This is a genomic window from Streptomyces sp. NPDC029122 (assembly GCF_055569445.1).
Genome location: NZ_JBVHWK010000015.1, coordinates 139,008 through 160,160 on the forward strand (window position 1 = coordinate 139,008; position 21,153 = coordinate 160,160).

The 21,153-nt window shown below is 69.7% G+C and carries 23 protein-coding genes; 4 read left to right on the plus strand and 19 right to left on the minus strand.

All coding sequences use genetic code 11. The features are described from left to right. Positions 1–126 precede the first annotated feature (126 nt). The 10 genes from tatC to ACZ4WZ_RS19320 form a co-directional block, all read right to left on the minus strand. Positions 127–1,092, minus strand: coding sequence for a twin-arginine translocase subunit TatC (tatC, locus tag ACZ4WZ_RS19275; RefSeq protein ID WP_467891785.1), 966 nt, complete (start codon positions 1,090–1,092; stop codon positions 127–129). Between the two features lie 53 nt (positions 1,093–1,145). Beyond that, entirely contained in the window at positions 1,146–1,442 is a 297-nt protein-coding gene (gene tatA, locus ACZ4WZ_RS19280) for a Sec-independent protein translocase subunit TatA (protein WP_388945284.1), read from the minus strand. Between the two features lie 208 nt (positions 1,443–1,650). Next, positions 1,651–1,851: a hypothetical protein gene (locus ACZ4WZ_RS19285; protein WP_388945282.1), complete on the minus strand. Its 201-nt coding sequence runs from the start codon at positions 1,849–1,851 to the stop codon at positions 1,651–1,653. A gap of 23 nt (positions 1,852–1,874) precedes the next feature. Next, the gene (locus ACZ4WZ_RS19290; protein ID WP_388945279.1) at positions 1,875–2,108 is read right to left on the minus strand and encodes a CpXC domain-containing protein; all 234 of its coding nucleotides are present in this window, start codon (positions 2,106–2,108) and stop codon (positions 1,875–1,877) included. Positions 2,109–2,123: 15 nt separating this feature from the next. Beyond that, a complete protein-coding gene (locus ACZ4WZ_RS19295; RefSeq protein WP_467891788.1) occupies positions 2,124–3,092 on the minus strand; it encodes a helix-turn-helix transcriptional regulator in 969 nt (322 codons plus the stop codon). Positions 3,093–3,139: 47 nt separating this feature from the next. Then, positions 3,140–4,096, minus strand: a complete 957-nt coding sequence (locus ACZ4WZ_RS19300) for a helix-turn-helix transcriptional regulator (protein ID WP_467891790.1) — start codon at positions 4,094–4,096, stop codon at positions 3,140–3,142. 125 nt (positions 4,097–4,221) lie between these two features. Then, positions 4,222–4,614: an FKBP-type peptidyl-prolyl cis-trans isomerase gene (locus tag ACZ4WZ_RS19305; protein WP_467891792.1), complete on the minus strand. Its 393-nt coding sequence runs from the start codon at positions 4,612–4,614 to the stop codon at positions 4,222–4,224. Between the two features lie 31 nt (positions 4,615–4,645). After that, complete coding sequence (locus ACZ4WZ_RS19310) at positions 4,646–5,653, minus strand: FKBP-type peptidyl-prolyl cis-trans isomerase (protein ID WP_467891794.1); 1,008 nt, start codon at positions 5,651–5,653, stop codon at positions 4,646–4,648. Between the two features lie 128 nt (positions 5,654–5,781). Beyond that, positions 5,782–7,143 (minus strand): Pup--protein ligase, encoded by a 1,362-nt coding sequence (gene pafA / locus ACZ4WZ_RS19315; protein ID WP_467891796.1) that lies wholly within the window; start codon positions 7,141–7,143, stop codon positions 5,782–5,784. Between the two features lie 58 nt (positions 7,144–7,201). Next, positions 7,202–8,452 carry an MFS transporter gene (locus ACZ4WZ_RS19320; protein WP_467891798.1) on the minus strand — a complete coding sequence of 417 codons (1,251 nt, stop codon included), beginning with the start codon at positions 8,450–8,452 and terminating at the stop codon, positions 7,202–7,204. Positions 8,453–8,589: 137 nt separating this feature from the next. On the opposite strand from ACZ4WZ_RS19320, the gene ACZ4WZ_RS19325 reads away from it, so the two are divergent. Then, entirely contained in the window at positions 8,590–9,591 is a 1,002-nt protein-coding gene (locus ACZ4WZ_RS19325) for a LacI family DNA-binding transcriptional regulator (RefSeq protein WP_467891800.1), read from the plus strand. 69 nt (positions 9,592–9,660) lie between these two features. On the opposite strand, the gene prcA is transcribed toward ACZ4WZ_RS19325, so the two are convergent. The 6 genes from prcA to arc all read right to left on the minus strand — a co-directional run bounded on the left by prcA (position 9,661) and on the right by arc (position 15,832). Continuing rightward, positions 9,661–10,425, minus strand: a complete 765-nt coding sequence (prcA, locus tag ACZ4WZ_RS19330; RefSeq protein ID WP_467891802.1) for a proteasome subunit alpha — start codon at positions 10,423–10,425, stop codon at positions 9,661–9,663. 43 nt (positions 10,426–10,468) lie between these two features. Beyond that, positions 10,469–11,308 (minus strand): proteasome subunit beta, encoded by an 840-nt coding sequence (gene prcB, locus ACZ4WZ_RS19335; RefSeq protein ID WP_467891804.1) that lies wholly within the window; start codon positions 11,306–11,308, stop codon positions 10,469–10,471. Further along, positions 11,260–11,859: an endonuclease VII domain-containing protein gene (locus ACZ4WZ_RS19340; RefSeq protein WP_467891806.1), complete on the minus strand. Its 600-nt coding sequence runs from the start codon at positions 11,857–11,859 to the stop codon at positions 11,260–11,262. Before ACZ4WZ_RS19340 ends, prcB begins: the two co-directional genes overlap by 49 nt. Positions 11,860–11,895: 36 nt before the next feature. Further along, positions 11,896–12,108 carry a ubiquitin-like protein Pup gene (locus tag ACZ4WZ_RS19345; RefSeq protein ID WP_030233608.1) on the minus strand — a complete coding sequence of 71 codons (213 nt, stop codon included), beginning with the start codon at positions 12,106–12,108 and terminating at the stop codon, positions 11,896–11,898. 174 nt (positions 12,109–12,282) lie between these two features. Further along, positions 12,283–13,794 carry a depupylase/deamidase Dop gene (dop, locus tag ACZ4WZ_RS19350; protein ID WP_467891809.1) on the minus strand — a complete coding sequence of 504 codons (1,512 nt, stop codon included), beginning with the start codon at positions 13,792–13,794 and terminating at the stop codon, positions 12,283–12,285. Positions 13,795–14,065: 271 nt separating this feature from the next. Then, positions 14,066–15,832, minus strand: coding sequence for a proteasome ATPase (gene arc / locus ACZ4WZ_RS19355; RefSeq protein ID WP_467891811.1), 1,767 nt, complete (start codon positions 15,830–15,832; stop codon positions 14,066–14,068). A gap of 264 nt (positions 15,833–16,096) precedes the next feature. On the opposite strand from arc, the gene ACZ4WZ_RS19360 reads away from it, so the two are divergent. Continuing rightward, entirely contained in the window at positions 16,097–16,417 is a 321-nt protein-coding gene (locus tag ACZ4WZ_RS19360; RefSeq protein ID WP_388945240.1) for a ferredoxin, read from the plus strand. Positions 16,418–16,421: 4 nt separating this feature from the next. Here the strand turns inward: ACZ4WZ_RS19360 and ACZ4WZ_RS19365 are convergent, their stop codons facing one another. The 3 genes from ACZ4WZ_RS19365 to ACZ4WZ_RS19375 form a co-directional block, all read right to left on the minus strand. Further along, entirely contained in the window at positions 16,422–16,997 is a 576-nt protein-coding gene (locus ACZ4WZ_RS19365; protein WP_467891814.1) for a hypothetical protein, read from the minus strand. A gap of 212 nt (positions 16,998–17,209) precedes the next feature. Next, positions 17,210–18,106 carry a tRNA (adenine-N1)-methyltransferase gene (locus tag ACZ4WZ_RS19370; RefSeq protein ID WP_007263187.1) on the minus strand — a complete coding sequence of 299 codons (897 nt, stop codon included), beginning with the start codon at positions 18,104–18,106 and terminating at the stop codon, positions 17,210–17,212. Positions 18,107–18,124: 18 nt separating this feature from the next. Further along, positions 18,125–19,258, minus strand: coding sequence for a site-2 protease family protein (locus ACZ4WZ_RS19375; protein WP_467891843.1), 1,134 nt, complete (start codon positions 19,256–19,258; stop codon positions 18,125–18,127). Between the two features lie 222 nt (positions 19,259–19,480). Between ACZ4WZ_RS19375 and ACZ4WZ_RS19380 the strand changes: the two genes are divergently transcribed. Further along, positions 19,481–20,365: a RecB family exonuclease gene (locus ACZ4WZ_RS19380; RefSeq protein WP_467891818.1), complete on the plus strand. Its 885-nt coding sequence runs from the start codon at positions 19,481–19,483 to the stop codon at positions 20,363–20,365. A gap of 59 nt (positions 20,366–20,424) precedes the next feature. Then, complete coding sequence (locus tag ACZ4WZ_RS19385; RefSeq protein ID WP_388945234.1) at positions 20,425–21,096, plus strand: response regulator; 672 nt, start codon at positions 20,425–20,427, stop codon at positions 21,094–21,096. Positions 21,097–21,153 lie beyond the last annotated feature (57 nt).

The window sequence follows — 21,153 nt, forward strand, 5'->3', positions numbered from 1 at the left end:
GCCCCTGCACCCCCCCCCCCCCCCCCCCCCGCACCCCCGCCCCCCCCCCCCCCCCCCCTCCCCCCCCCCCCCCCCCCCCCCCCGCCCCGGGACCGGCGCGGAGGCGCGGTCCCCGGGTTTCTCCGGTCAGGTGGCGTCGTCGTAGCCGCTGATCTGGCGGCGCCCGCCGTCGTCCTGCACGGGCAGGGGGGAGGCGGCCGGGGCCGCTCCCGTCGCGCCGATCGGGGCCGGGGTCAGGTCCAGTTCGGAGGCCTCGTCGTCGTCGAGCCCGGCGTCGGGGTCGTTGCGCCTGCGCCGCCGGTCGTTCAGCAGGCAGATGCCGAGGGCGATGAAGTACAGGGCCACGATCGGGGAGGCCAGCGTCAGCATGGTCACCGGGTCACCGGTGGGCGTGGCGAACGCCGCGAAGAGCGTGATGCCGAGGACCATGGCGCGCCACCAGCTGCCCAGCCGCTTCCCGGTGAGCACCCCGGTGAAGTTCAGCAGCACCAGCATCAGCGGCAGCTCGAAGGCGATGCCGAAGACCACGACCATGCGCGTGACCAGGTCGAGGTAGTCGTCGACCGGGAGCAGGTTCTTGACGTGGTCGGGGGTGAAGCCGAGGAGGATCTCCGCCGTCTGCGGCAGGATCTTGTACGCGAGCACCGCGCCGGCGACGAAGAGGGGCGCGCCGACCGCGACGAAGCTCAGCGCGTACTTCTTCTCGTTCCGGTGCAGGCCGGGGGCGGCGAACGCCCACAGCTGGTACAGCCAGACCGGGGCGGAGAGCACGATGCCGGCGGACAGGCCGACCTTCAGCGCGATGGAGAAGGGCGCGGTCAGGCCGTTGGTGGTCATCTCGGCGCAGGGGGCGCCGTTGCGCTGGTGCGTCGCGCCGTCGGTGCAGCCCACGGACGACAGCATCGGCTCCAGCAGGAAGTCGATGATCGGCCGGTAGAAGTAGGCCGCGACCACCGTGACCACGATGATCGCCAGAACCGACTTCAGCAGCCGGTTCCTCAGCTCACGCAGGTGCTCGACCAGCGGCATCCGCCCTTCGGCGTCCTTCGCCTGCCGGTCCTGTTTCCCCTGCTTGCGGGCAGACTTGAGCAACCCACGTCCCTTGTCTCGTTGCAGATGACTGGCGTGACGGCGACCGCCGCGCGTCAGCCCTGGGTGGTGCGGTTCGGCTCGTTGACGGGCCGGGCGCTGGTGACGTCACCGGGCGCGGCCTGGATGGTACGGGGGGCGGCGGGCTGCTGGGCGGCCTGATCGGCGGCCGGGGCGGCGGTGGCGGCGTCCTCGGCCTCGCCGTCCTTCTTCATCGCCTTGGCCTCGCTCTTGAGGATGCGGGCCGACTTGCCGAGCGAGCGGGCCATCTCGGGGAGCTTCTTGGCGCCGAACAGCAGCACGATGACAGCGATGATCAGAAGGATCTCAAGGGGCTTCAGATTGCCGATCATGTGTGTCTTCCTTCTCACCGAAACGGCTGGTTGTGGTGGCCAGGCGATTCCGGACAAAGATCCGGTACCGCTCTGACATGGATCGTAACCCCCGACGGTTAACGCCCGGCAATCCCCGGGGGGCTGCGCGATTGCCTGCCGCACCGACGGTACGGGTCCGGCTCCGCGGTTTCCATATCCAGAAGACCGCGTGCCGGTCGCACGACCGCTACGGAGCCGCCGCCCGCCCCGCCCGCGCGAGGTCGGAAGCGGCCCGTTCCAGGTCGCCCGAGGCCTCGGTGATCCGGCGGCTGGCCAGCGCGACCTGCCCGGACAGCCGCCGCACCTCCAGGAAGACCCGCAGGGCGAGGACGGACAGGACGGCGAGCCCGAGGAATCCCAGGGCGATCGCGAGCATCGGCCACAGCATGCCAAGAGCCTAGCGCCCCGCCCTCACACACTGCGCAGGGTGCTCACTCCCCCGCCCGTCAGCAGCTCCACGATGCGCTCACCTGCCGGTTTGCGGACCGCCGCCGCGCACTCGGGACAGGTGAAGGAGTAGAAGGTGGTGCGCCGGCTGCCCCCGATCGCCAGGCGCAGCGCGTCCGCCGCGAGCTCGAAACGCGCCCGGCACTCGGGACAGGCCGCCTTGAACGTGACCGGTACGAGACCTGCTGATCGCGACATCGCTCCCCGCTCCCTCTAGACCTGTTCCCCGTACCCCGCGAGTGCTTCTCCAGCGGCCTTCCGCGCGCTGTCCGCCAGCTCCGGCGGCGACACGATCCGCCCGTCACGCCCCAGACGCAGCGCGAGCCGGCGCAGCGAGGCCGGGTCGGGGCTGCGCAGCGTGATCCTCAGGCCCCCGCCGGGCAGCTCCTCGGCGCTGTCGTGGGGGTAGTACTCGGCGACCCAGCGTCCGCCGGGACCCACCTCGACGACCACCTCCGGGTCCTCGGCGGCCGGCTGCACGAGACCCACGGACAGGTCGCGCGGCTCGATCGCGGGCGGCTCGGCCCGCTCGTCGAGCAGCCTGATCTCGGCGACCCGGTCGAGCCGGAAGGTGCGCCGGGCCTCCGAGAGGTGGCACCAGCCCTCCAGGTAGGTGTGGCCGACCGCGAAGAGCCGGATCGGGTCGACGGTGCGCTCGGTCAGCTCGTCACGGGCCGGCGAGTAGTAGCGCAGCCACAGCCGGCGCCGCTCGGAGATGGCCCGGTCGACGTCCGCGAAGACCCCGCCCTCCGACTCGAAGGTCACCGACAGCCGGGAGCTGGCCCCGGCGGCCTCTCCCGCGGCGGCCTCCAGCTTGGCGGTGGCCCGCAGCAGCGCGTCCCGGTCGCTCTCGCGCAGCCCGGGCAGGGTCGCGACGGCGCGGGCGGCGACCAGCAGGGAGGTGGCCTCGTCGGCGGCGAGCCGCAGCGGCTCGGCGGTGGACTCCCCCGAGGCGTCGGCGTTGTGCCACCAGATGCGGTCGCCGTCGGTGTCGATGTCGAGCAGGTCACCGCCGCGGAAGCTGGTGCCGCACATGGGCAGCACGTCGAGGTCCGAGATCAGCTCGTCCTCGGTGATCCCGAAGGCACGGGCGACGTCCGCGACGTGCGCGCCGGGGCGCTCGCGCAGGTAGGTCACCAGGGACAGCATCCGGCGGGTCTGGTCGATGGCGTTGGCGGCCATGCTGCTACGTCTCCCCCTCAGGGCGTTGCTGCTGTTGTTGTTCGGGTTCAGCCCTGGGCGACGGCGCGCAGCCGGTCCACCACGTCGGCCCGCAGGTCCGCCGGGCCCACCACGACGACGTCGGGGCCGAACTCCACGAGCCAGGCGTCCAGCCCGTGCCCGTACGGGATCTCCAGCTCGTCCCAGCCGTCGCCGCCCTCACGCACGGCGGTGGCCTTCGCCCGCAGCGGGTAGCCGGCCCCGGCGCGCAGCCGGATCAGGGCGCTGCGCTGGGCACCCTCCCCGGCCCAGGCCGCCACGGTCTCGCGTACCGTCACCACGTCCGGCACCTCCGCGGTGTACTTCCCGGCCCGCGAGCGGACCTTGCCCGTGATCCGGGAGAGCCGGAAGACCCGCTCCGCCCCGCGGTCGCGGTCGTAGCCGGCCAGGTACCAGTGGCCCCGCCAGCACTCCAGGGCCCAGGGCTCCACCTGGCGGGGCTCGGGCCGCGCCGCGTTGGACTTGCGGTACTCGAAGACCACCGGCCGCCGGTCGCGGCAGGCCAGCATCAGCGGCTCGAAGGCCGCCTCGTGGACGGGGATCCGCGGCTCGATGGCGCTGTGCTGGCCCTCGTACGGATCACCGGCCTCCGGCATCCCGCCCGCGCGGAGCTTCTGCAGCGCGCCGCTGGCCGCGCCCGCGAGGCGGGCCTGCTGCCACACCTTGGCCGCCAGCCCGAGGGCGGCGGCCTCCTCCGCGTCGAGGGAGACGGGCGGCAGCCGGTTGCTGTCCCGGCGGGCCAGGTAGCCCGTCTCGCCCTCCAGGTTCTCCACCGTCTCGATCACCAGACCGAGCTCGCGCAGATCGTCCTTGTCCCGCTCGAACATCCGGTTGAACGACTCGTCGTTCCCCGCTTCGAGATAGGCCTCGATCGAACCGCGCAGCTCACGCTTGCTGAGGGGACGGCGCGTCCCCAGCAGACACAGCGCCAGGTTCATCAGCCGCTCGGCCTTGGCAATCGCCATCGACGCCCATCCCCCACTCCTCGGCACACACTCGTGACCGTTGACCGTACCGCCCCCGCGGTCCCCGGCAAAAGCGAGGGCCCCCGCCTCACGGCGGGGGCCCTCCATGATCACAACGCGTGAGATCAGACGCCCATCAGGTCACAGACGAAGATCAGCGTCTCGCCCGGCTTGATGGCGCCGCCGGCACCCCGGTCGCCGTAGGCGAGGTGGGCGGGGATCGTCAGCTTGCGGCGGCCGCCGACCTTCATGCCCGCGATGCCCTGGTCCCAGCCCGGGATGACCTGGCCGATGCCCAGGATGAACTGCAGCGGGGCGCCGCGGTTCCAGGAGGAGTCGAACTCCTCGCCGGAGGAGAAGGCCACGCCCACGTAGTGGACGGAGACCTTGTTGCCGGCCGTGGCGACGGCGCCGTCCCCCTCCCAGATGTCCTCGATGACCAGGTCGGCCGGGGCCGGACCCTCGGGGAAGTCGATCTCGGGCTTCTCGAGCTTGTCGCTCACGGAACTGCTCCTCATACCTACGAAACGGTGTACAACCGGAACAGTCTTACACTGCTCCGACGATGTCCACGACGAAGACCAGCGTGGAGTTGGCCGGCAGGTCCTCGCCCTTGGCCTGGTCCTTGTACGCCTGCTCCGGCGGGATCACCAGCAGCACGCGGCTGCCGACCTTCTTGCCCACCAGGCCCTTGTCCCAGCCCTCGATGACCTGACCCTGGCCGATCTTGGTCGAGAACGGGGCACCCGTCTTCCACGACGTGTCGAAGAGCTTCGCCGAGTCCTTGCCCTGGTTCGGCGCCCACGCCGCACCGCTGTACTGCATGTAGACGGTCTGGCCGTTCTTGACCTCGGCGCCCTTGCCCTCGATCAGGACCCTGTCGACCAGCTCCTTCGGAGGGTCGTTCTTCGGGATCGTGATCGTCGCGGCCTTCTCCTCGTCGGCCTTGACCTGCGGCAGCTCCGACGGGATCGGCGCCTGGGTACCCTCGGCCTTCTTCGGCAGCACCGAATCGACGTCGAGGACGAACACCAGGTTGTCCTTCGGGCCGACACCCAGCTGCGACTGGCCCTGCTCACCGAAGGCCGCCGCCGGCGGGGCGACGACCAGCACGCGGCTGCCGACCTTCTTGCCCAGCACCGACTCGCTGAACAGCGGCAGGATCTGCTGCGAACCGGCCGGGACGACCAGCGGCTGACCCTCCGGGTCGTAGGAGCCGCTCAGCTCCTTACCGCTCTTCCAGACCTTGCCCGTGTACTTCGTGACCACGAGATCGTCCTTCTTGATCTCCGGCCCCGAACCCTCCTTGAGGGTGTTCACCACGAACTTGCCGCTCGGCTCGCCCTTGGGAACCGTGATCTCCGCCTTCTTGCCGGCCTCGCCGGCCACCGTCGGCATCGGTTCGGCCGACGCCACCGGCTTCGGCACCTCCGTCTTCGCGGCATCGGCCGACGGCGACGCGGAGGGATCCTTCTTCCCGGAGTCCTCGCCCCCTCCGCAGGCCGCGGTGAGCATCAGAGCCGGCACGATGAGCGCGGCAGCAAGTCGGCGTCGCACAATGGTCCTCAGGGTCGCTGGAATGGTCCGTCGTAGCGGCCCACTCTACGGGCTGACCCCTCCGCGACAAGGCCGTGGCGTGCGAAGACCCCGTACGCCACAGCGCACGGGGCCCCGGCCGCACCACGTCACATGCCGGCGATCAGCTTCTCCACCCGGTCGTCCACCGACCGGAACGGGTCCTTGCACAGCACCGTGCGCTGCGCCTGGTCATTGAGCTTCAGGTGCACCCAGTCGACCGTGAAGTCCCGCCGCTGCTCCTGCGCCCGGCGGATGAAGTCGCCGCGCAGCCTGGCCCGGGTGGTCTGCGGGGGCACCGACTTGCCCTCGAAGATCTTCAGGTCGTTGCACACCCGCGCCGCCTGCCCCTTGCGCTCCAGCAGGTAGTAGAGACCCCGCCGGCGGTGGATGTCGTGGTACGCGAGGTCTATCTGGGCGACCCGCGGATTGGACATCGTCATGTTGTGCTTGGCCCGGTACCGCTCGATCAGCTGGTACTTCATCACCCAGTCGATCTCCGTGCCGATCCGGTCCAGATCCTGCGCCTCGATGGCCTCCAGCGTGCGGCCCCACAGCTCCAGGACCTGCGCCACCACCCCCGTACGGATGCCCCGCCGGTCGGCGAAGTCCAGGGCCTTGTCGAAGTACTCCCGCTGGATCTCCAGCGCCGAGGCCTCCCGGCCACTGGCCAGACGCACCTTGCGCTGGCCCGTGATGTCGTGGCTGACCTCCCGGATCGCCCGGATCGGGTTCTCCAGGGTCAGGTCCCGCATCACGGTGCCCGCCTCGATCATCCGCAGCACGAGGTCCGTGGCGCCCACCTTGAGCAGCATGGTCGTCTCGGACATGTTCGAGTCGCCCACGATGACGTGCAGCCTGCGGTACCGCTCCGCGTCGGCGTGCGGCTCGTCACGCGTGTTGATGATCGGCCGGGAGCGGGTCGTGGCGGAGCTGACACCCTCCCAGATGTGCTCGGCCCGCTGACTGACGCAGTAGACCGCGCCCCTGGGCGTCTGCAGCACCTTGCCCGCGCCACAGATCAGCTGACGCGTGACGAGGAACGGAATCAGGATGTCCGCGAGGCGGGAGAATTCTCCGTGCCGGGCCACGAGGTAGTTCTCATGACAGCCGTACGAATTGCCCGCCGAGTCGGTGTTGTTCTTGAAGAGGTAGACGTCGCCCGCGATTCCCTCCTCGTGCAGGCGGCGTTCGGCGTCGACGAGCAGGCCCTCGAGAATGCGCTCGCCGGCCTTGTCGTGCGTGACCAGTTCGGTCAGGTTGTCGCATTCGGGAGTTGCATATTCCGGATGCGAACCCACGTCGAGGTAGAGGCGGGCGCCGTTCCGCAGGAAGACATTGCTGCTGCGGCCCCATGACACAACACGGCGGAAGAGGTAGCGCGCCACTTCGTCAGGAGACAGTCGGCGCTGTCCCCTGAACGTGCACGTGACGCCGTACTCGTTCTCCAGCCCGAAAATGCGGCGGTCCATGACTGAACATTACGCCTTCCGCACTCTTCTGAAACCGGGTTGGAGAACGGCGTTCAGGTCAGTTTTTGATCAACGGCTCCGAAACCACCCCGGCCGACCCCTCCGCCGACCCCGCCACCGTCCTGCTGTGACCCGCACCCGACAGCGCCCGCTGAGTCAGCATCAGCACCAGCAGCGCCGCCGCGCCACCACCACAGGCCACCGCGAAACCAGCCGCCGTACCACCCAGCTCCAGCGCCGGACCGGCCGCCGCCGTACCGATCGCCGCACCCACCCCGAAGAACGTCACCAGCCACGAGAACGCCTCGGTCACCGTCCCCGCCGGCGCGTGCCGGTCCACCACGATGAACGCACACGCCAGCGAAGGCGCCAGGAACACGCCCGCCAACGCCGACAACGCCGTCATCGCCACCGGACCCACCTCCAGCACCAGCGGCAGGTAACACACCGCCAGCAGCGCCACCAGCACCCGCAGCCGCCGCTCCGGCGCCCCCGCCCACTGCCGCGCCCCGTAGAACACACCACCCACCAGCGCACCCAGACCCAGCGCCGCCATCAGCCAGCCGTACACCGCCTGACCACCGTGCCCGTCCGCGTACGCCACCGCCGCCACCGCGATCGACCCCAGCGCCATGCCGATGAAGAAGAACGCACCCAGCAGCGCCAGCAGACCCCGCGAACGCAGCGCCCCCAGCCAGTGCGCCTCACGCGGCGCCGAACGCCACGTCCGGGACGGCTCCGACACCACCACCGACAGCACACCCAGCACACCGACGCCGTTCAGCACCAGCAGCGCCACCGCCGGCGACCACAGCGACACGCACAGCGTCACCAGCAGCGGCCCCACCGTGTACATGACCTCCTGGGCCACCGCGTCCATCGCGTACGCCGCGTGCACCCGCTCCTCACGGCCCCCCAGCACCCCCGGCCACAGCGCCCGCAGACCGCCCTCCAGCGGCGGCGTGAACAGACCGGCCAGCACCATCGCCCCGTACGCGGCCGCCACCGACCCCGTACCGGCCACCGCCAGCCAGACCATGCCCAGCGCCGACACCAGCGCCGCGGGCAGCTGCACCCGCGGCTGCCCGTACAGGTCCACCGCCCGGCCCAGCAGCGGCTGCCCCACGGCGTTCGCCAGCCCGTACGCGGCCGCCAGCGCGCCCGCCAGGCTGTAGCTGCCGCCCTCGTCCCGGATGAAGAGGACGATGGCGATCGCCGCGGTGCCGTTCGGCAGCCGGCCTATCAGCGTGCCCACCAGCAGCCTCGCGGCGTACCTGGTCCTGAGCAGCTCCGCGTAACCCGCGGCCATGACCGCCCCCTTCCGCCCGGATCCACCGCCGGGGTAATACGTATAACGAGACACGTCATACGTACCATGGCCACAGAGGCCCGGTCCACCCGCACGCCACCCACACCCCGCCCCACCTCGCACTTCAGGAGCAACCTGTGACGAGACCCACCAGCCGCGACGTCGCCACCGCCGCCGGAGTCTCCCAGGCCACCGTCTCCCTCGTCCTCGGCGACAAATGGCGCGGCCGCGTCTCCGAACGCACCGCCACCCTCGTCCGCGAAACCGCCACCACCCTCGGCTACCGCCCCAACCTCGCCGCCCGCAACCTCCGCCTCGGCACCACCCGCACCGCCCTCCTCGTCGTCCCCGCCCTCACCAACGAATTCTTCGCCCGCGTCTACACCGGCGCCGCCCGCGTAGCCGCCACCCACGGCTTCGGCGTCGTCCTCTACCCCTCCCCCGAAGGCACCGGCCCCGCCCGCGACCCCTTCGCCTCCGCCCGCGCCGCCCTCGACGGCATCATCGCCTCCTCCATGGCCACCGACGCCCTCGACGCCCTCGGCGGCAACGGCCTCCCCCTCGTCATGCTCGACAGCGACCCCACCTCCGGCCAAGCCGCCGCCCACGTCAACCTCGCCATCACCGACGGCATCCGCCAAGCCGCCCAACACCTCCTCGACCTCGGCCACCACCGCTTCCTCCACTTCGCCGCCGACGTCGACTCCTGGACCTTCCACATCCGCGCCCAGACCCTCGCCACCCTCCTCGCGGCACCCCACCACCAGCTGCGCACCGCACGGGCCCCCCTCACCGTGGACGCCGCCCGCGCCGCCGCCGAAACCGCCCTCGCCGACCCCCACCACCGGCCCACCGCCGTCGTCTGCGACGACGACATCCTCGCCGCCGGCGTCTGCAAGGCCGCCCGCCGCCTCGGCCTGCGCATCCCCGAAGACCTCTCCGTCACCGGCTTCGACGACCTCGCCCTCGCCACCGCCGTCGAACCCGAACTCACCACCGTCCGCCTCCCCGCCGAACGCGTCGGCGAACAAGGCATGACCGCCCTCCTCGCCGTCCTCGACGGCACCCCCTGGACCGCCCCCGAAATCCCCGTCGAACTCACCGTCCGCGACTCCACCGGCCCCGCCCCCACCCCCTGACGCCCCCCGGGCACACGAAAGCCCCGGCCCGCCCCCACAGGGACGGACCGGGGCCCACACGCCACAGCCCTACTCGGCTTCGTCCTCCGGAACCTCGTCGTTCGACACCGCATCCGCCTGAGCAGCCGCCGGAACGTCCGCCTCCAGCAACCGCGCCAACTGCCGACCCCGGATCCGCTTGAACTTGCGCTGCTGCGCCCGCGTCCGGTCCAGCACCGCCACCTCCAGCCGCTCGGCCGGAATCGTCTTCTCCGCGCCGTTCGCCTGACTCGACAACGCCTGCACCGCCAGCTTCAACGCGTCGGGCAGGGTCATCCCGTCCCGATGCCGCTGATCGAGATAGGTGCTGATCTGCTCGGCGTTCCCGCCGACCGCGACCGAACCGTGCTCGTCCACGATCGACCCGTCGTGCGGCAGCCGGTAGATCTGGTCCCCCGCCGCCGTCGCACCGACCTCGGCGACGACCAGCTCCACCTCGTACGGCTTCTCACCGGCCGAGGAGAAGATCGTGCCGAGCGTCTGCGCGTACACGTTCGCCAGCCCGCGCGCCGTCACGTCGTCACGGTCATAGGTGTAACCCCGCAGATCGGCGTAGCGCACACCACCGATCCGCAGGTTCTCGTACTCGTTGTACTTCCCGGCGGCCGCGAAGCCGATCCGGTCATAGATCTCACTGAACTTGTGCAGCGCACGGGACGGGTTCTCACCGACGAACACGATGCCGTCGGCGTACTGCAACACGACGAGGCTGCGACCGCGGGCGATGCCCTTCCGGGCGTATTCCGCCCGGTCGGCCATGGCCTGCTGGGGTGACACATAGAACGGAGTCGACACCGGTTATCCGTCCCTTTCTTCTGGGCGACGAGACGAGGACTGGTCAGAGCAGAGCGGCACGCGGCCCGTCGGGCTCCTGGAGCCGACGGTCCGTCACCTTGCGGGCGAGCTCCTGCGACTCGTCGTCGTCCAGCCTGCGGAAGCCCTCGTCGGTGATGACGGTGACGATGGGGTAGATGTGGCGGTACAGGTCCGGCCCGCCGGTCGCCGAGTCGTCGTCGGCGGCGTCGTACAGCGCCTGCACGACCAGCGTGGTCGCCTGCTCCTCCGTCAGGTCGGGGCGGTACAGCTTCTTCATCGAACCCCGGGCGAAGATCGAACCGGAGCCCGTGGCGGCGTACCCGTGCTCCTCCGAGCGGCCACCGGTCACGTCGTACGAGAAGATCCGGCCCTTCTCCTTGGCCTCGTCGTACCCCGCGAAGAGCGGAACCACGGCCAGACCCTGCATGGCCATCCCCAGATTGCTCCGGATCATGGTCGAGAGCCGGTTCGCCTTGCCCTCCAGGGAGAGGGTCGCCCCCTCCACCTTCTCGAAGTGCTCCAGCTCCAGCTGGAACAGCTTGACCATCTCCACGGCCAGGCCGGCCGTACCGGCGATGCCGACCGCGGAGTACTCGTCGGCCGGGAACACCTTCTCGATGTCCCGCTGCGCGATCATGTTCCCCATGGTCGCCCGCCGGTCACCGGCGAGCACGACCCCGCCGGGGAACGTGGCGGCGACGATGGTCGTCCCGTGCGGCGCCTCCACGATCCCCTCGGGCAGCTTCCGGTTGCCGGGCAGCATCTCGGGCGAGTGCGCACCCAGGAAGTCCATGAAGGACGACGACCCCGGCGTCAGGAAGGCTGCCGGTAGACGCCCTGTGCCACGATTGTTGGCTTCCACGCGTGTCCCTCCAGGTATGAAACGACCCGACGAGCGGCGTCGGGATCGTCTCCCAACTTGCCGATGGCCGTGTTGCAGTTGAAGCAAAGTACGCCACGGACCTTACCCGTCGTGTGGCAATGATCCACATGTACGGCCGGGGCCTTTTGGCAGACGCAGCAGAGGCCGCCTTGAGCTGCGATCATCTCGTCTCGCTGCGCCTCGGTCATGGCGTACGAACGCTTGAGGTGGCCCGCCCGTCCCTGGATCGCCCGACACGCCTTGCACCGGGTGGACAAGCCGTCGGACGCCGAGGCGTTCTTGTGCCACTCGCTGTGCGGCTTGACCTCACCACACTGCCGGCAGAGCTTGTGACCGGACGGGACATCCACCTTTTCCTTGACGACCTTGCCTCTCTCGGCCTGGCGGCGCCGGTAGTGCGCGGCGCTGTACTCCGCCACGCACTCCCGACACCTCGGCTGGAGGCCGTCGCCACGATTCCGGTCGAGGGCGAACCCGCTCAGTGGGACGTCCCGGCCACAGCCACGACACCACTTCGTTCCATTGGACATGGAGACATGTTGGCGAGCCTGCCTTGGATTCGAAGGCTATTCGCCGCCTTTTTGTACGAAACTCCGAACGAAGTCCTCGGCGTTCTCCTCCAAGACATCGTCAATCTCGTCGAGAACCGAGTCGACGTCGTCGGAGAGCTTCTCCTGCCGCTCCTTGAGGTCGGTCGATTCCTCGACCGCCGCCTCCTCGACCTCCTCGGTCGAGCGCGTCGCCTTCTGCTGTCCGCCGCCGGTGTCCTTGGTCGCCATGTCTACCTCACCCCGCTCGGTTCGCACGCTCACACGGAGAGACCCCGGGATTCGGGACCTCTCAAGATCAGACCCTACGTCGGACCCTACAAGGAGGGCCCGGCTTTCGTCCCCGTACTTTCACAACGTCCGGGTGCCTTCATGATTCCCTCGGCGGGGGCCTTTCAGCCCCCTTCACTGCCCCGAAAGCACCCGGACCAGGTCCTCCGCCGTGCGGCAGCGGTCCAGGAGCTCCTTGACGTGGTTCCGGGTCCCCCGCAGGGGTTCCAGGGTGGGGACCCGCTGGAGGGAGTCCCGGCCCGGGAGGTCGAAGATCACCGAGTCCCAGGAGGCCGCCGCGACGTCGTCCGCGTACTGCTCCAGGCACCGGCCCCGGAAGTAGGCCCGGGTGTCCTCCGGGGGCTTGGTCTCGGCCCGCTCGACGGCCGGCTCCTCCAGCAGCCGCTTCATCTTGCCGCGGGCCGCCAGGCGGTTGTACAGGCCCTTCTCGGGCCGTACGTCCGCGTACTGGAGGTCCACCAGGTGCAGCCGCGCCGCGTCCCAGCCGAGCCCGTCCCGCCTGCGGTAGCCCTCCAGGATCTCCCGCTTGGCCACCCAGTCCAGCTCCCCCGCCAGGCTCATCGGGTCGGTCTCCAGCCGGCCCAGTACGTCCTCCCAGCGCCCCAGGACGTCCTTGGTCTGCTCGTCGGCGTCCGTCCCGAACCGCTCGTCCACGTACTTCCTGGCCAGCTCGAAGTACTCCATCTGGAGCTGTACGGCGGTCAGGGTGCGCCCGCTGCGCAGCGTGATGAGGTGCTGGAGGTCCGGGTCGTGGGAGACCTGGTGGAGGGTGCGTACGGGCTGGTCCACGGCGAGGTCGACGTTGATGAAGCCGTCTTCGATCATGGACAGGACCAGGGAGGTCGTGCCGAGCTTGAGGTAGGTGGAGATCTCGGAGAGGTTGGCGTCGCCGATGATCACGTGGAGGCGGCGGTACTTCTCGGCGTCGGAGTGGGGTTCGTCGCGGGTGTTGATGATGGGGCGCTTGAGGGTGGTCTCGAGTCCGACTTCGACCTCGAAGTAGTCCGCGCGCTGGCTGATCTGGAAGCCGTGCTCGCGGCCGTCCTGGCCGATGCCGATGCGGCCGGCGCCGGTGAAGACCTGGCGGGAGACGAAGAAGGGGGTGAGGTGGCGCACGATGTCCGAGAAGGGGGTTTCCCGCTTCATCAGGTAGTTCTCGTGCGTGCCGTAGGAGGCGCCCTTGTTGTCGGTGTTGTTCTTGTAGAGGTGGATGGGCTGGGCGCCGGGCAGCTGGGCGGCGCGTTCGGCGGCTTCGGCCATGATCCGCTCGCCGGCCTTGTCCCAGAGCACGGCGTCGAGGGGGTTGGTGACCTCGGGGGAGCTGTATTCGGGGTGTGCGTGGTCGACGTAGAGGCGCGCGCCGTTGGTCAGGATGACGTTGGCGAGGCCGATGTCCTCGTCGGTGAGCTGGCTGCTGTCGGCGGCCTCGCGGGCGAGGTCGAAGCCGCGGGCGTCCCGCAGCGGATTCTCCTCCTCGAAGTCCCAGCGGGCGCGTCGCGCCCGGTGCATCGCCGCCGCGTAGGCGTTGACGATCTGGGACGAGGTGAGCATGGCATTGGCGTTCGGGTGTCCCGGAACGGAGATCCCGTACTCCGTTTCGATCCCCATTACTCGCCGTACGGTCATGCGGCCCTCCTTGCCCGGCGGCGCTCCCGTTCGGGGCGGCGCTCAAGTACCGCTGGTGCTCCGGTGCGTCGTGTGCGGTGCCCGTCCCCGCACTGCGCGACCGGCGGTACGGAAGAGCCTAGAACCACTCCGCGCTGCTGGGGAGATCATTTCAGTCATTGACTTCGCCTTGTCACCGGCTGGAAAGGGCGGTGGTAAGGCGTGCGGTATTACGGGGTGTAAAGCAGTCGGCCGCGGGTGCCGGTGAGGCTCCCGCGGCCGCCTCGCTTCGTCAGAGGTACTGACCTGTGTTGGCCACCGTGTCGATGGAGCGTCCGGTGTCCGCGCCCTGCTTTCCGGTGACGAGCGTGCGGATGAATACGATCCGTTCGCCCTTCTTTCCGGAGATGCGGGCCCAGTCGTCGGGGTTGGTGGTGTTGGGCAGGTCCTCGTTCTCCTTGAACTCGTCCACGCAGGCCTGGAGGAGGTGGGAGACGCGGAGGCCCTTCTGGTTGTGCTCGAGGAAGGCCTTGATGGCCATCTTCTTGGCCCGGTCCACGATGTTCTGGATCATGGCGCCGGAGTTGAAGTCCTTGAAGTAGAGGACTTCCTTGTCGCCGTTGGCGTACGTGACCTCGAGGAAGCGGTTCTCCTCGGTTTCGGCGTACATCTGCTCGACGACGGTCTGGATCATGCTGTGGACGGCCGCTTCGGGCGAGCCCGAGTGTTCGCCGAGGTCGTCCGTGTGGAGCGGCAGGGAGGCCTTGAGGTACTTGGCGAAGATGTCCTTCGCCGCCTCGGCGTCCGGGCGCTCGATCTTGATCTTCACGTCGAGTCGTCCGGGCCGCAGGATGGCCGGGTCGATCATGTCCTCGCGGTTGGAGGCGCCGATGACGATGACGTTCTCCAGGCCTTCCACGCCGTCGATCTCGGCGAGCAGCTGGGGGACGATGGTGTTCTCCACGTCCGAGCTGACTCCGGAGCCGCGGGTGCGGAAGAGTGATTCCATCTCGTCGAAGAAGACGATGACGGGGGTGCCCTCGCTCGCCTTCTCCCGGGCGCGCTGGAAGACGAGGCGGATGTGCCGTTCGGTCTCGCCGACGTACTTGTTGAGGAGCTCGGGGCCCTTGATGTTCAGGAAGTACGACTTGCCGGCTGCCTGTCCGGTCACTTCCGCGACCTTCTTGGCAAGGGAGTTGGCGACGGCCTTGGCGATGAGCGTCTTGCCGCAGCCGGGCGGGCCGTAGAGCAGGATGCCCTTCGGGGGCCGCAGTTCGTGTTCCTTGAACAGGTCGGGGTAGAGGTAGGGGAGCTCGACGGCGTCGCGGATCAGCTCGATCTGGTCGCCCAGGCCGCCGATCTTCTCGTAGTCGATGTCCGGAACCTCTTCGAGGACCAGGTCCTCGACCTCGCTCTTGGGGACGACCTCGTAGACGTAGCCGGAGCGGGGTTCGAGCAGGAGGGCGTCGCCGGGGCGGATGGTGATGTCCAGGAGCGGCTCGGCGAGCCTCACCACCCTTTCCTCGTCGGTGTGCCCGACCACCAGGGCGCGCTCGCCGTCCTCGAGGATCTCCTTGAGGGTGACGATGTCCCCGGCCCGCTCGTATGCCATGGCCTCGACCACGTTGAGCGCTTCGTTGAGCATGACCTCCTGGCCGCGCCGGAGGTCTTCCGGGTCGACGCTGGGGCTCACGTTCACGCGGAGCTTGCGCCCGCCGGTGAAGATGTCGACGGTGCCGTCCTCGTTCGCCTGGAGGAAGACACCGAAGCCGGCCGGCGGCTGGGCGAGCCGGTCGACTTCCTCCTTGAGGGCCACGATCTGGTCGCGGGCCTCACGGAGGGTATTGGCCAGTCGTTCGTTCTGCGCGGAGACGCCTGCCAGATTGGTCTGGAGCTCGACGATCCGCTCTTCGAGAATCCTCGTGTGCCGCGGAGAGTCGGCGAGCTTGCGTCGCAGGACGGCGATTTCCTGCTCGAGATAGGCAACCTGGCCAGCGGGGTCCTCAGACCCTCGCCCGGGCCGGATGCCGCGGTTGATGTCGTCGTCGTGGGCTGCCACGGTCCTCACCTCCTCCAAGGGGAGCTGGACGCTTCCTGACCCTACCTGGGCTGGTGGTGATTGAAACCCCTAGATCACAAAGACGGTAGAGGTGTGTCCGATCTTCACCCTTGCGTACTCCCTCACGCCAGGGAAATACCCACCCTTCAACATCGGAAAGCAGCCGGTTGTAAGGTCGAAGCGTTCAACACCCGTCCGGGGTCGTGCGACTTGCCGCGAGTTCCGGCCGGGGCGGATCACTCAGAGCAGGAAACGGCAGGAGATATGACCGTGCAGCAGGAGGCCCCGACGGGTGGTTCCGAGGGGGCCGGGGAGCCGCTGGAGGTCTGGATCGACCAGGACCTGTGCACCGGGGACGGCATCTGCGTGCAGTACGCCCCGGAGGTGTTCGAGCTGGACATCGACGGTTTGGCGTACGTGAAGAGCGCCGATGACGAGCTGCTCCAGGAGGTGGGGGCGAGTACTCCGGTTCCTTTGGTGCTGCTGCGGGACGTGGTCGATTCGGCGAAGGAATGTCCGGGCGACTGCATCCACGTGAGGCGCGTTTCGGATGGTGTGGAGGTGTACGGCCCGGACGCGGAGTGACGGTTCAAACGCGTTCTGCGGTCGGATCCGTCAGCTCCTGGCGGAATTTCCCGCCGGTCCAGCGCCACTTGGTGAGCTGGTCGAGGTCGGGGCTGTAACGGGGTACGGAGGGTGACGAGTAGCCGAGGAGCCGTGCGGTGATCGAGCCGTCGCGGACGGTGAGACCGGTGGCGGTGCGGCGTCGTTCGGCGTCGAGGAGGGTGGCGACGACGCGGGGCGCGGAGCCCTGCCGGGGGTCCTGGGCCAGTACGTAGATCGCGTGGGGCGGGGTGCCGGAGCCGGCGTCGCAGCGGACGGCGGCCACGGTCTCGGGCCGGCCGTCGCCGTCGAGGTCGCCCTGGGCGGTTTCGGTGACGGTGTGCGGGGCGCCCTTGCAGTCCAGGGGGTACGCGGCCGCGTGCGCGTCGGGGGCGGTGGGCCGGGGGCCGTTCCCGGGGCCTGCGGTGGGGGTGGCTCCGGTGGCGCGGCCGGGCTGGAGGAGGCCGGCGCCGGCTATGACGGCGGCGAGGGCGGTGGCCGTGGCGAGCCAGTGGGCGGGCCTGGTGCGACGGTGCGCCAGGTCGGTGGGGCTGTGCAGCACGCCGGGTGTCTCCTGTGCGAAGGGTGACGGGGAGCCAGCATCGTGCCATACCTCACACGGGGGTGGAACGGCCGGGTCCGCGCCGGTTCGCGGCGGCTGCTCGCGGGCGGGGCGTGGTGTCGTGGGGGTCCGTACAACGAAGAGGCGCTGTGGCGCAGTTCCCGGTCGGTGCCGGGAACTGCGCCACAGCGCTTTCGTGTTGGTGGGGCGGCCTAGGCGGAGCGGTCGCTGCCGGGGCCTTCGTAGTCCTCGCCGTAGGCGCCCTTGGAGGGGCGGCGGCGGCGCATGGGGGGCTCGACGCCGTCGGCGAGGCGGCGGGCGGTGACGAGGAAGCCGGTGTGGCCGATCATCCGGTGGTCGGGGCGGACGGCGAGGCCTTCGACGTGCCAGTTGCGGATCATCGATTCCCAGGGCTGCGGTTCGGCGTAGCAGCCGAACTCGCGGATGGATTCGACGGTGCGCGAGAGCTGGGTGGTGGTGGCCACGTAGCAGCAGAGGATGCCGCCGGGTACGAGGGCCTTGGAGACGGCCTCGAGGCATTCCCAGGGGGCGAGCATGTCGAGGATGACGCGGTCGACGTCGGTGTCGGACAGGTTGTCCTGGAGGTCTCCGACGGTGAGCTGCCACGCGGGGTGGGGGCCGCCGAAGTAGCGTTCGACGTTGGCCGTGGCGATCTCGGCGAAGTCCGCGCGGCGCTCGTAGCTGTGGAGCATGCCCTGGTCGCCGATGGCGCGCAGCAGGAAGCTGCTGAGGGAGCCGGAGCCGACTCCCGCTTCCACGACGCGGGCGCCGGGGAAGATGTCGGCGAAGGCCAGGATCTGGCCCGCGTCCTTGGGGTAGACCACGGCGGCACCGCGGGGCATGGACAGGACATAGTCGGGGAGCAGGGGGCGCAGCGCGAGGTACGCGACGTTCCCCGTGGTACGGACAACACTGCCCTCGGGAGCACCGATCAGCTCGTCGTGGGGGAAGGAACCCTTGTGGGTGTGGAAATTCTTCCCGGCTTCGAGCGTGAACGTGTAGTGGCGGCCCTTGGGGTCGGTGAGCTGAACCTGGTCCCCGACCTCGAAGGGCCCGCGTCGGCGGGCGGCACCGGTCGGTTCGGACATGTGACCAGTGTATTGGCTTCAGGACTGGGGCCGTGCCATGGCCTTCACGAAGGCCTTTTCGACGTCGAGGGTGGAGAGGACGCCGTAGATCTCGCCGGTGGGTTCGAGGACGAGGTATTCGGTGGCGGGGGTGGTGCGGAGGTGGTCGAGGAGTGCTTCGCCGGTGAGCTCGGCGGAAACCTTCATGCCGTCGGTGAGGTCCTGGGCGAGGGTGCTGACGGCGACCCAGGGGCGCCGGTGTTCGGGGACGGAGGCGATGGCGCTCTCGCGGACGATGGCGGTGGGGTCGCCCTGGCCGTCGACGACGACGAGGGCGCGGGCTCCGGCTTCGTTGGCGCGGCGGAGGGCTTCGGAGAGGGGGGTGGCGGTCTGGACGGGGATGGCGCGGCGGGTGAGGGTGCGGGCGCGGAGGTCGGGGAGGTGTTCGCGCAGGCGTGCCATGCGCAGGCTGTTGCCGGCGCCGGTCCAGATGATGGCGGCGAGGATCGCGGCGAGGAGGGCGTCCATGACGGTGTCCATGCCGCCGATGTCGCGGTGGGGGTCGCCGAGGGTGCCGGTCTGGGTGAGGAGGGGCAGTCCGATGAGGACGGCGACGGCGAGGGCGCGGCCGACCCAGGCGGCGGCGACGGTGCCGGTCATGGGTTTGCCGGTGATGCCCCAGATGACGGCGCGGAGCATGCGGCCGCCGTCGAGGGGGAGGCCGGGCAGGAGGTTGAAGGCGGCGACGAGGAGGTTGGAGATCATGAGGCCGGCGAGGAGTACGCCGGGGACGGTGGCGGGGTGGACGGCCTTCATGCCGAGGTAGAAGGCTCCGGCGAGGGCGAGGGAGAGGAGGGGGCCGACGAAGGCGAGGACGAATTCGCGGCCGGGGGTCTCGGATTCTTTTTCGATCTCGGAGACTCCGCCGAAGAACTGGAGCTGGATGCGGCGCACGGGGAGTTTGAAGCGGAGTGCGGCGATGGTGTGTGCCAGTTCGTGGACGAGGACGGAGGCGTAGAAGGCGACGGCGAAGAAGAGGGAGACGAGGTAGCGGGTGGGGCCGAGGTGGGGCAGGACCCGGTCGAGCTGGTCTCCGAAGACCCAGGTGATGAGCGCGGCGACGAGGAACCAGCTGGGCGAGACGTAGACGGGCACGCCGAAGGGGCGGCCCATGAGGATGCCGCCGCCCGGGTCGGAGCGCTTGGTCCTGCGCTCGCCGGTTTCGTCGGTGTCTGCCACGGTTTTCCTTCGTTCGTGCGGTGCTTTCGGTGTGGTCCGTGTCGCGTCGGTGGCGCGTGTGGTGTTGCGCGGTGTGATGCTCCGATCATGCAGGGCGAGGGGCCTGTAGTCGATGGTATGCGCGTGCTGTCCGTTCCGGGTCGTAGGGTTTTACGCATGACGACGACCCCCGGTGCCGGTTCCGCGGATGATTCTTCGGGTGCTTCCCGGCCGACCTCGCTGTCCCCTTCGCGGGCCGGTGACTTCATGCAGTGCCCGTTGCTGTACCGGTTCCGGGTGATCGACCGGCTTCCGGAGAAGCCGAGTGCGGCGGCGACGCGGGGGACGCTGGTGCACGCGGTGCTGGAGCGGCTCTTCGATCATCCGGCGCACGAGCGGACGGTGCCGAGGGCGAAGGCGTTGGTGCCGGGGCAGTGGGAGCGGTTGCTGGAGGCGAAGCCGGAGCTGGCGGAGCTGTTCCCCGCGGGGGACGAGGGGGCGGGGCTGGCGCGCTGGCTGTCGGAGGCGGAGGCGCTGGTGGAGCGCTGGTTCACGTTGGAGGATCCGACGCGGCTGGAGCCGGTGGAGCGGGAGTTCTTCGTGGAGACGGAGCTGGAGTCGGGGCTGCGGCTGCGCGGGATCATCGACCGGGTGGACGTGGCGGCGACGGGTGAGGTGCGGATCGTCGACTACAAGACGGGCAAGGCGCCGCGGCCGCAGTACGCGGAGGGTGCGTTGTTCCAGATGAAGTTCTACGCGCTGGTGGTGTGGCGGCTGCGGCAGGTGGTGCCGAGGCGGTTGCAGCTGGTGTACCTGGGCAGTGGGGACGTGCTGACGTACGACCCGGTGGTGGCGGATCTGGAGCGGGTGGAGCGGAAGCTGCACGCGTTGTGGGAGGCGATCCGGGAGGCGACGGAGACGGGTGAGTGGCGGCCGCGGCCGACGAAGCTGTGCGGGTGGTGTGATCACCGGGCGGTGTGTCCGGAGTTCGGGGGTACTCCCCCGGTGTATCCGCTGGTCATCTCTCCGCGGAGTGGGGCGGATCGCCCGGCCGGTGGCTGATCGGCCGGTCAGGGCAGAATGGGCGGGGTCCGCCGTTGACGACGAATTCGAGGTACCCCGTGGCGATCCGCGTCCTGCTGGTCGATGACCAGCCACTGCTGCGCACCGGCTTCCGGATGATCCTGGAGGCGGAGCAGGATCTGGTGGTGGTGGGTGAGGCCGGGGACGGCCTGCAGGCGCTGGAGCAGGTGCGGGCGCTGCAGCCGGACGTGGTGCTGATGGACATCCGGATGCCGCGGATGGACGGGGTGGAGGCGACGCGGCAGATCACGGGTCCGGAGCGGAACGGGCCGGCGAAGGTGCTGGTGCTGACCACGTTCGATCTGGACGAGTACGTGGTGGAGGCGTTGCGGGCGGGGGCGAGCGGGTTCCTGCTGAAGGATGCTCCGGCGGTGGAGCTGGTGCAGGCGATCCGGGTGGTGGCCGCTGGGGAGGCGATGCTCGCGCCGAGCATCACGCGGCGGCTGCTGGACAAGTACGCGGGTCATCTGCCGTCGGGTGAGGAGAGCCTGCCGGACATGCTGGGGACGTTGACCGAGCGTGAGGTGGAGGTGCTGAAGCTGGTGGCCCGGGGGTTGTCGAACGCGGAGATCGCGGCGGATCTGTTCGTGAGTGAGACGACGGTGAAGACGCACGTGGGGCACGTGCTGACGAAGCTGGGTCTGCGGGACCGGGTGCAGGCGGCGGTGTACGCGTACGAGAGCGGTCTGGTCCGTCCGGGCGCGCAGTAGCGGGCCGGGACACGCCTCCGCCCCGGTGCCCTTCTCGGGTGCCGGGGCGGAGGTGTG

Excerpts from the sequence above, each read along its gene's own strand:
- tatA (WP_388945284.1), bottom strand. The coding sequence starts at position 1,442 with ATGATCGGCAATCTGAAGCCCCTTGAGATCCTTCTGATCATCGCTGTC.
- ACZ4WZ_RS19285 (WP_388945282.1), bottom strand. The coding sequence starts at position 1,851 with ATGCTGTGGCCGATGCTCGCGATCGCCCTGGGATTCCTCGGGCTCGCC.
- ACZ4WZ_RS19290 (WP_388945279.1), bottom strand. The coding sequence starts at position 2,108 with ATGTCGCGATCAGCAGGTCTCGTACCGGTCACGTTCAAGGCGGCCTGT.
- ACZ4WZ_RS19295 (WP_467891788.1), bottom strand. The coding sequence starts at position 3,092 with ATGGCCGCCAACGCCATCGACCAGACCCGCCGGATGCTGTCCCTGGTG.
- ACZ4WZ_RS19300 (WP_467891790.1), bottom strand. The coding sequence starts at position 4,096 with ATGGCGATTGCCAAGGCCGAGCGGCTGATGAACCTGGCGCTGTGTCTG.
- ACZ4WZ_RS19305 (WP_467891792.1), bottom strand. The coding sequence starts at position 4,614 with ATGAGGAGCAGTTCCGTGAGCGACAAGCTCGAGAAGCCCGAGATCGAC.
- pafA (WP_467891796.1), bottom strand. The coding sequence starts at position 7,143 with ATGGACCGCCGCATTTTCGGGCTGGAGAACGAGTACGGCGTCACGTGC.
- ACZ4WZ_RS19320 (WP_467891798.1), bottom strand. The coding sequence starts at position 8,452 with ATGGCCGCGGGTTACGCGGAGCTGCTCAGGACCAGGTACGCCGCGAGG.
- ACZ4WZ_RS19340 (WP_467891806.1), bottom strand. The coding sequence starts at position 11,859 with ATGTCCAATGGAACGAAGTGGTGTCGTGGCTGTGGCCGGGACGTCCCA.
- ACZ4WZ_RS19345 (WP_030233608.1), bottom strand. The coding sequence starts at position 12,108 with ATGGCGACCAAGGACACCGGCGGCGGACAGCAGAAGGCGACGCGCTCG.
- dop (WP_467891809.1), bottom strand. The coding sequence starts at position 13,794 with ATGACCGTACGGCGAGTAATGGGGATCGAAACGGAGTACGGGATCTCC.
- ACZ4WZ_RS19360 (WP_388945240.1), top strand. The coding sequence starts at position 16,097 with ATGACCGTGCAGCAGGAGGCCCCGACGGGTGGTTCCGAGGGGGCCGGG.
- ACZ4WZ_RS19370 (WP_007263187.1), bottom strand. The coding sequence starts at position 18,106 with ATGTCCGAACCGACCGGTGCCGCCCGCCGACGCGGGCCCTTCGAGGTC.
- ACZ4WZ_RS19375 (WP_467891843.1), bottom strand. The coding sequence starts at position 19,258 with ATGGGCCGCCCCTTCGGCGTGCCCGTCTACGTCTCGCCCAGCTGGTTC.
- ACZ4WZ_RS19380 (WP_467891818.1), top strand. The coding sequence starts at position 19,481 with ATGACGACGACCCCCGGTGCCGGTTCCGCGGATGATTCTTCGGGTGCT.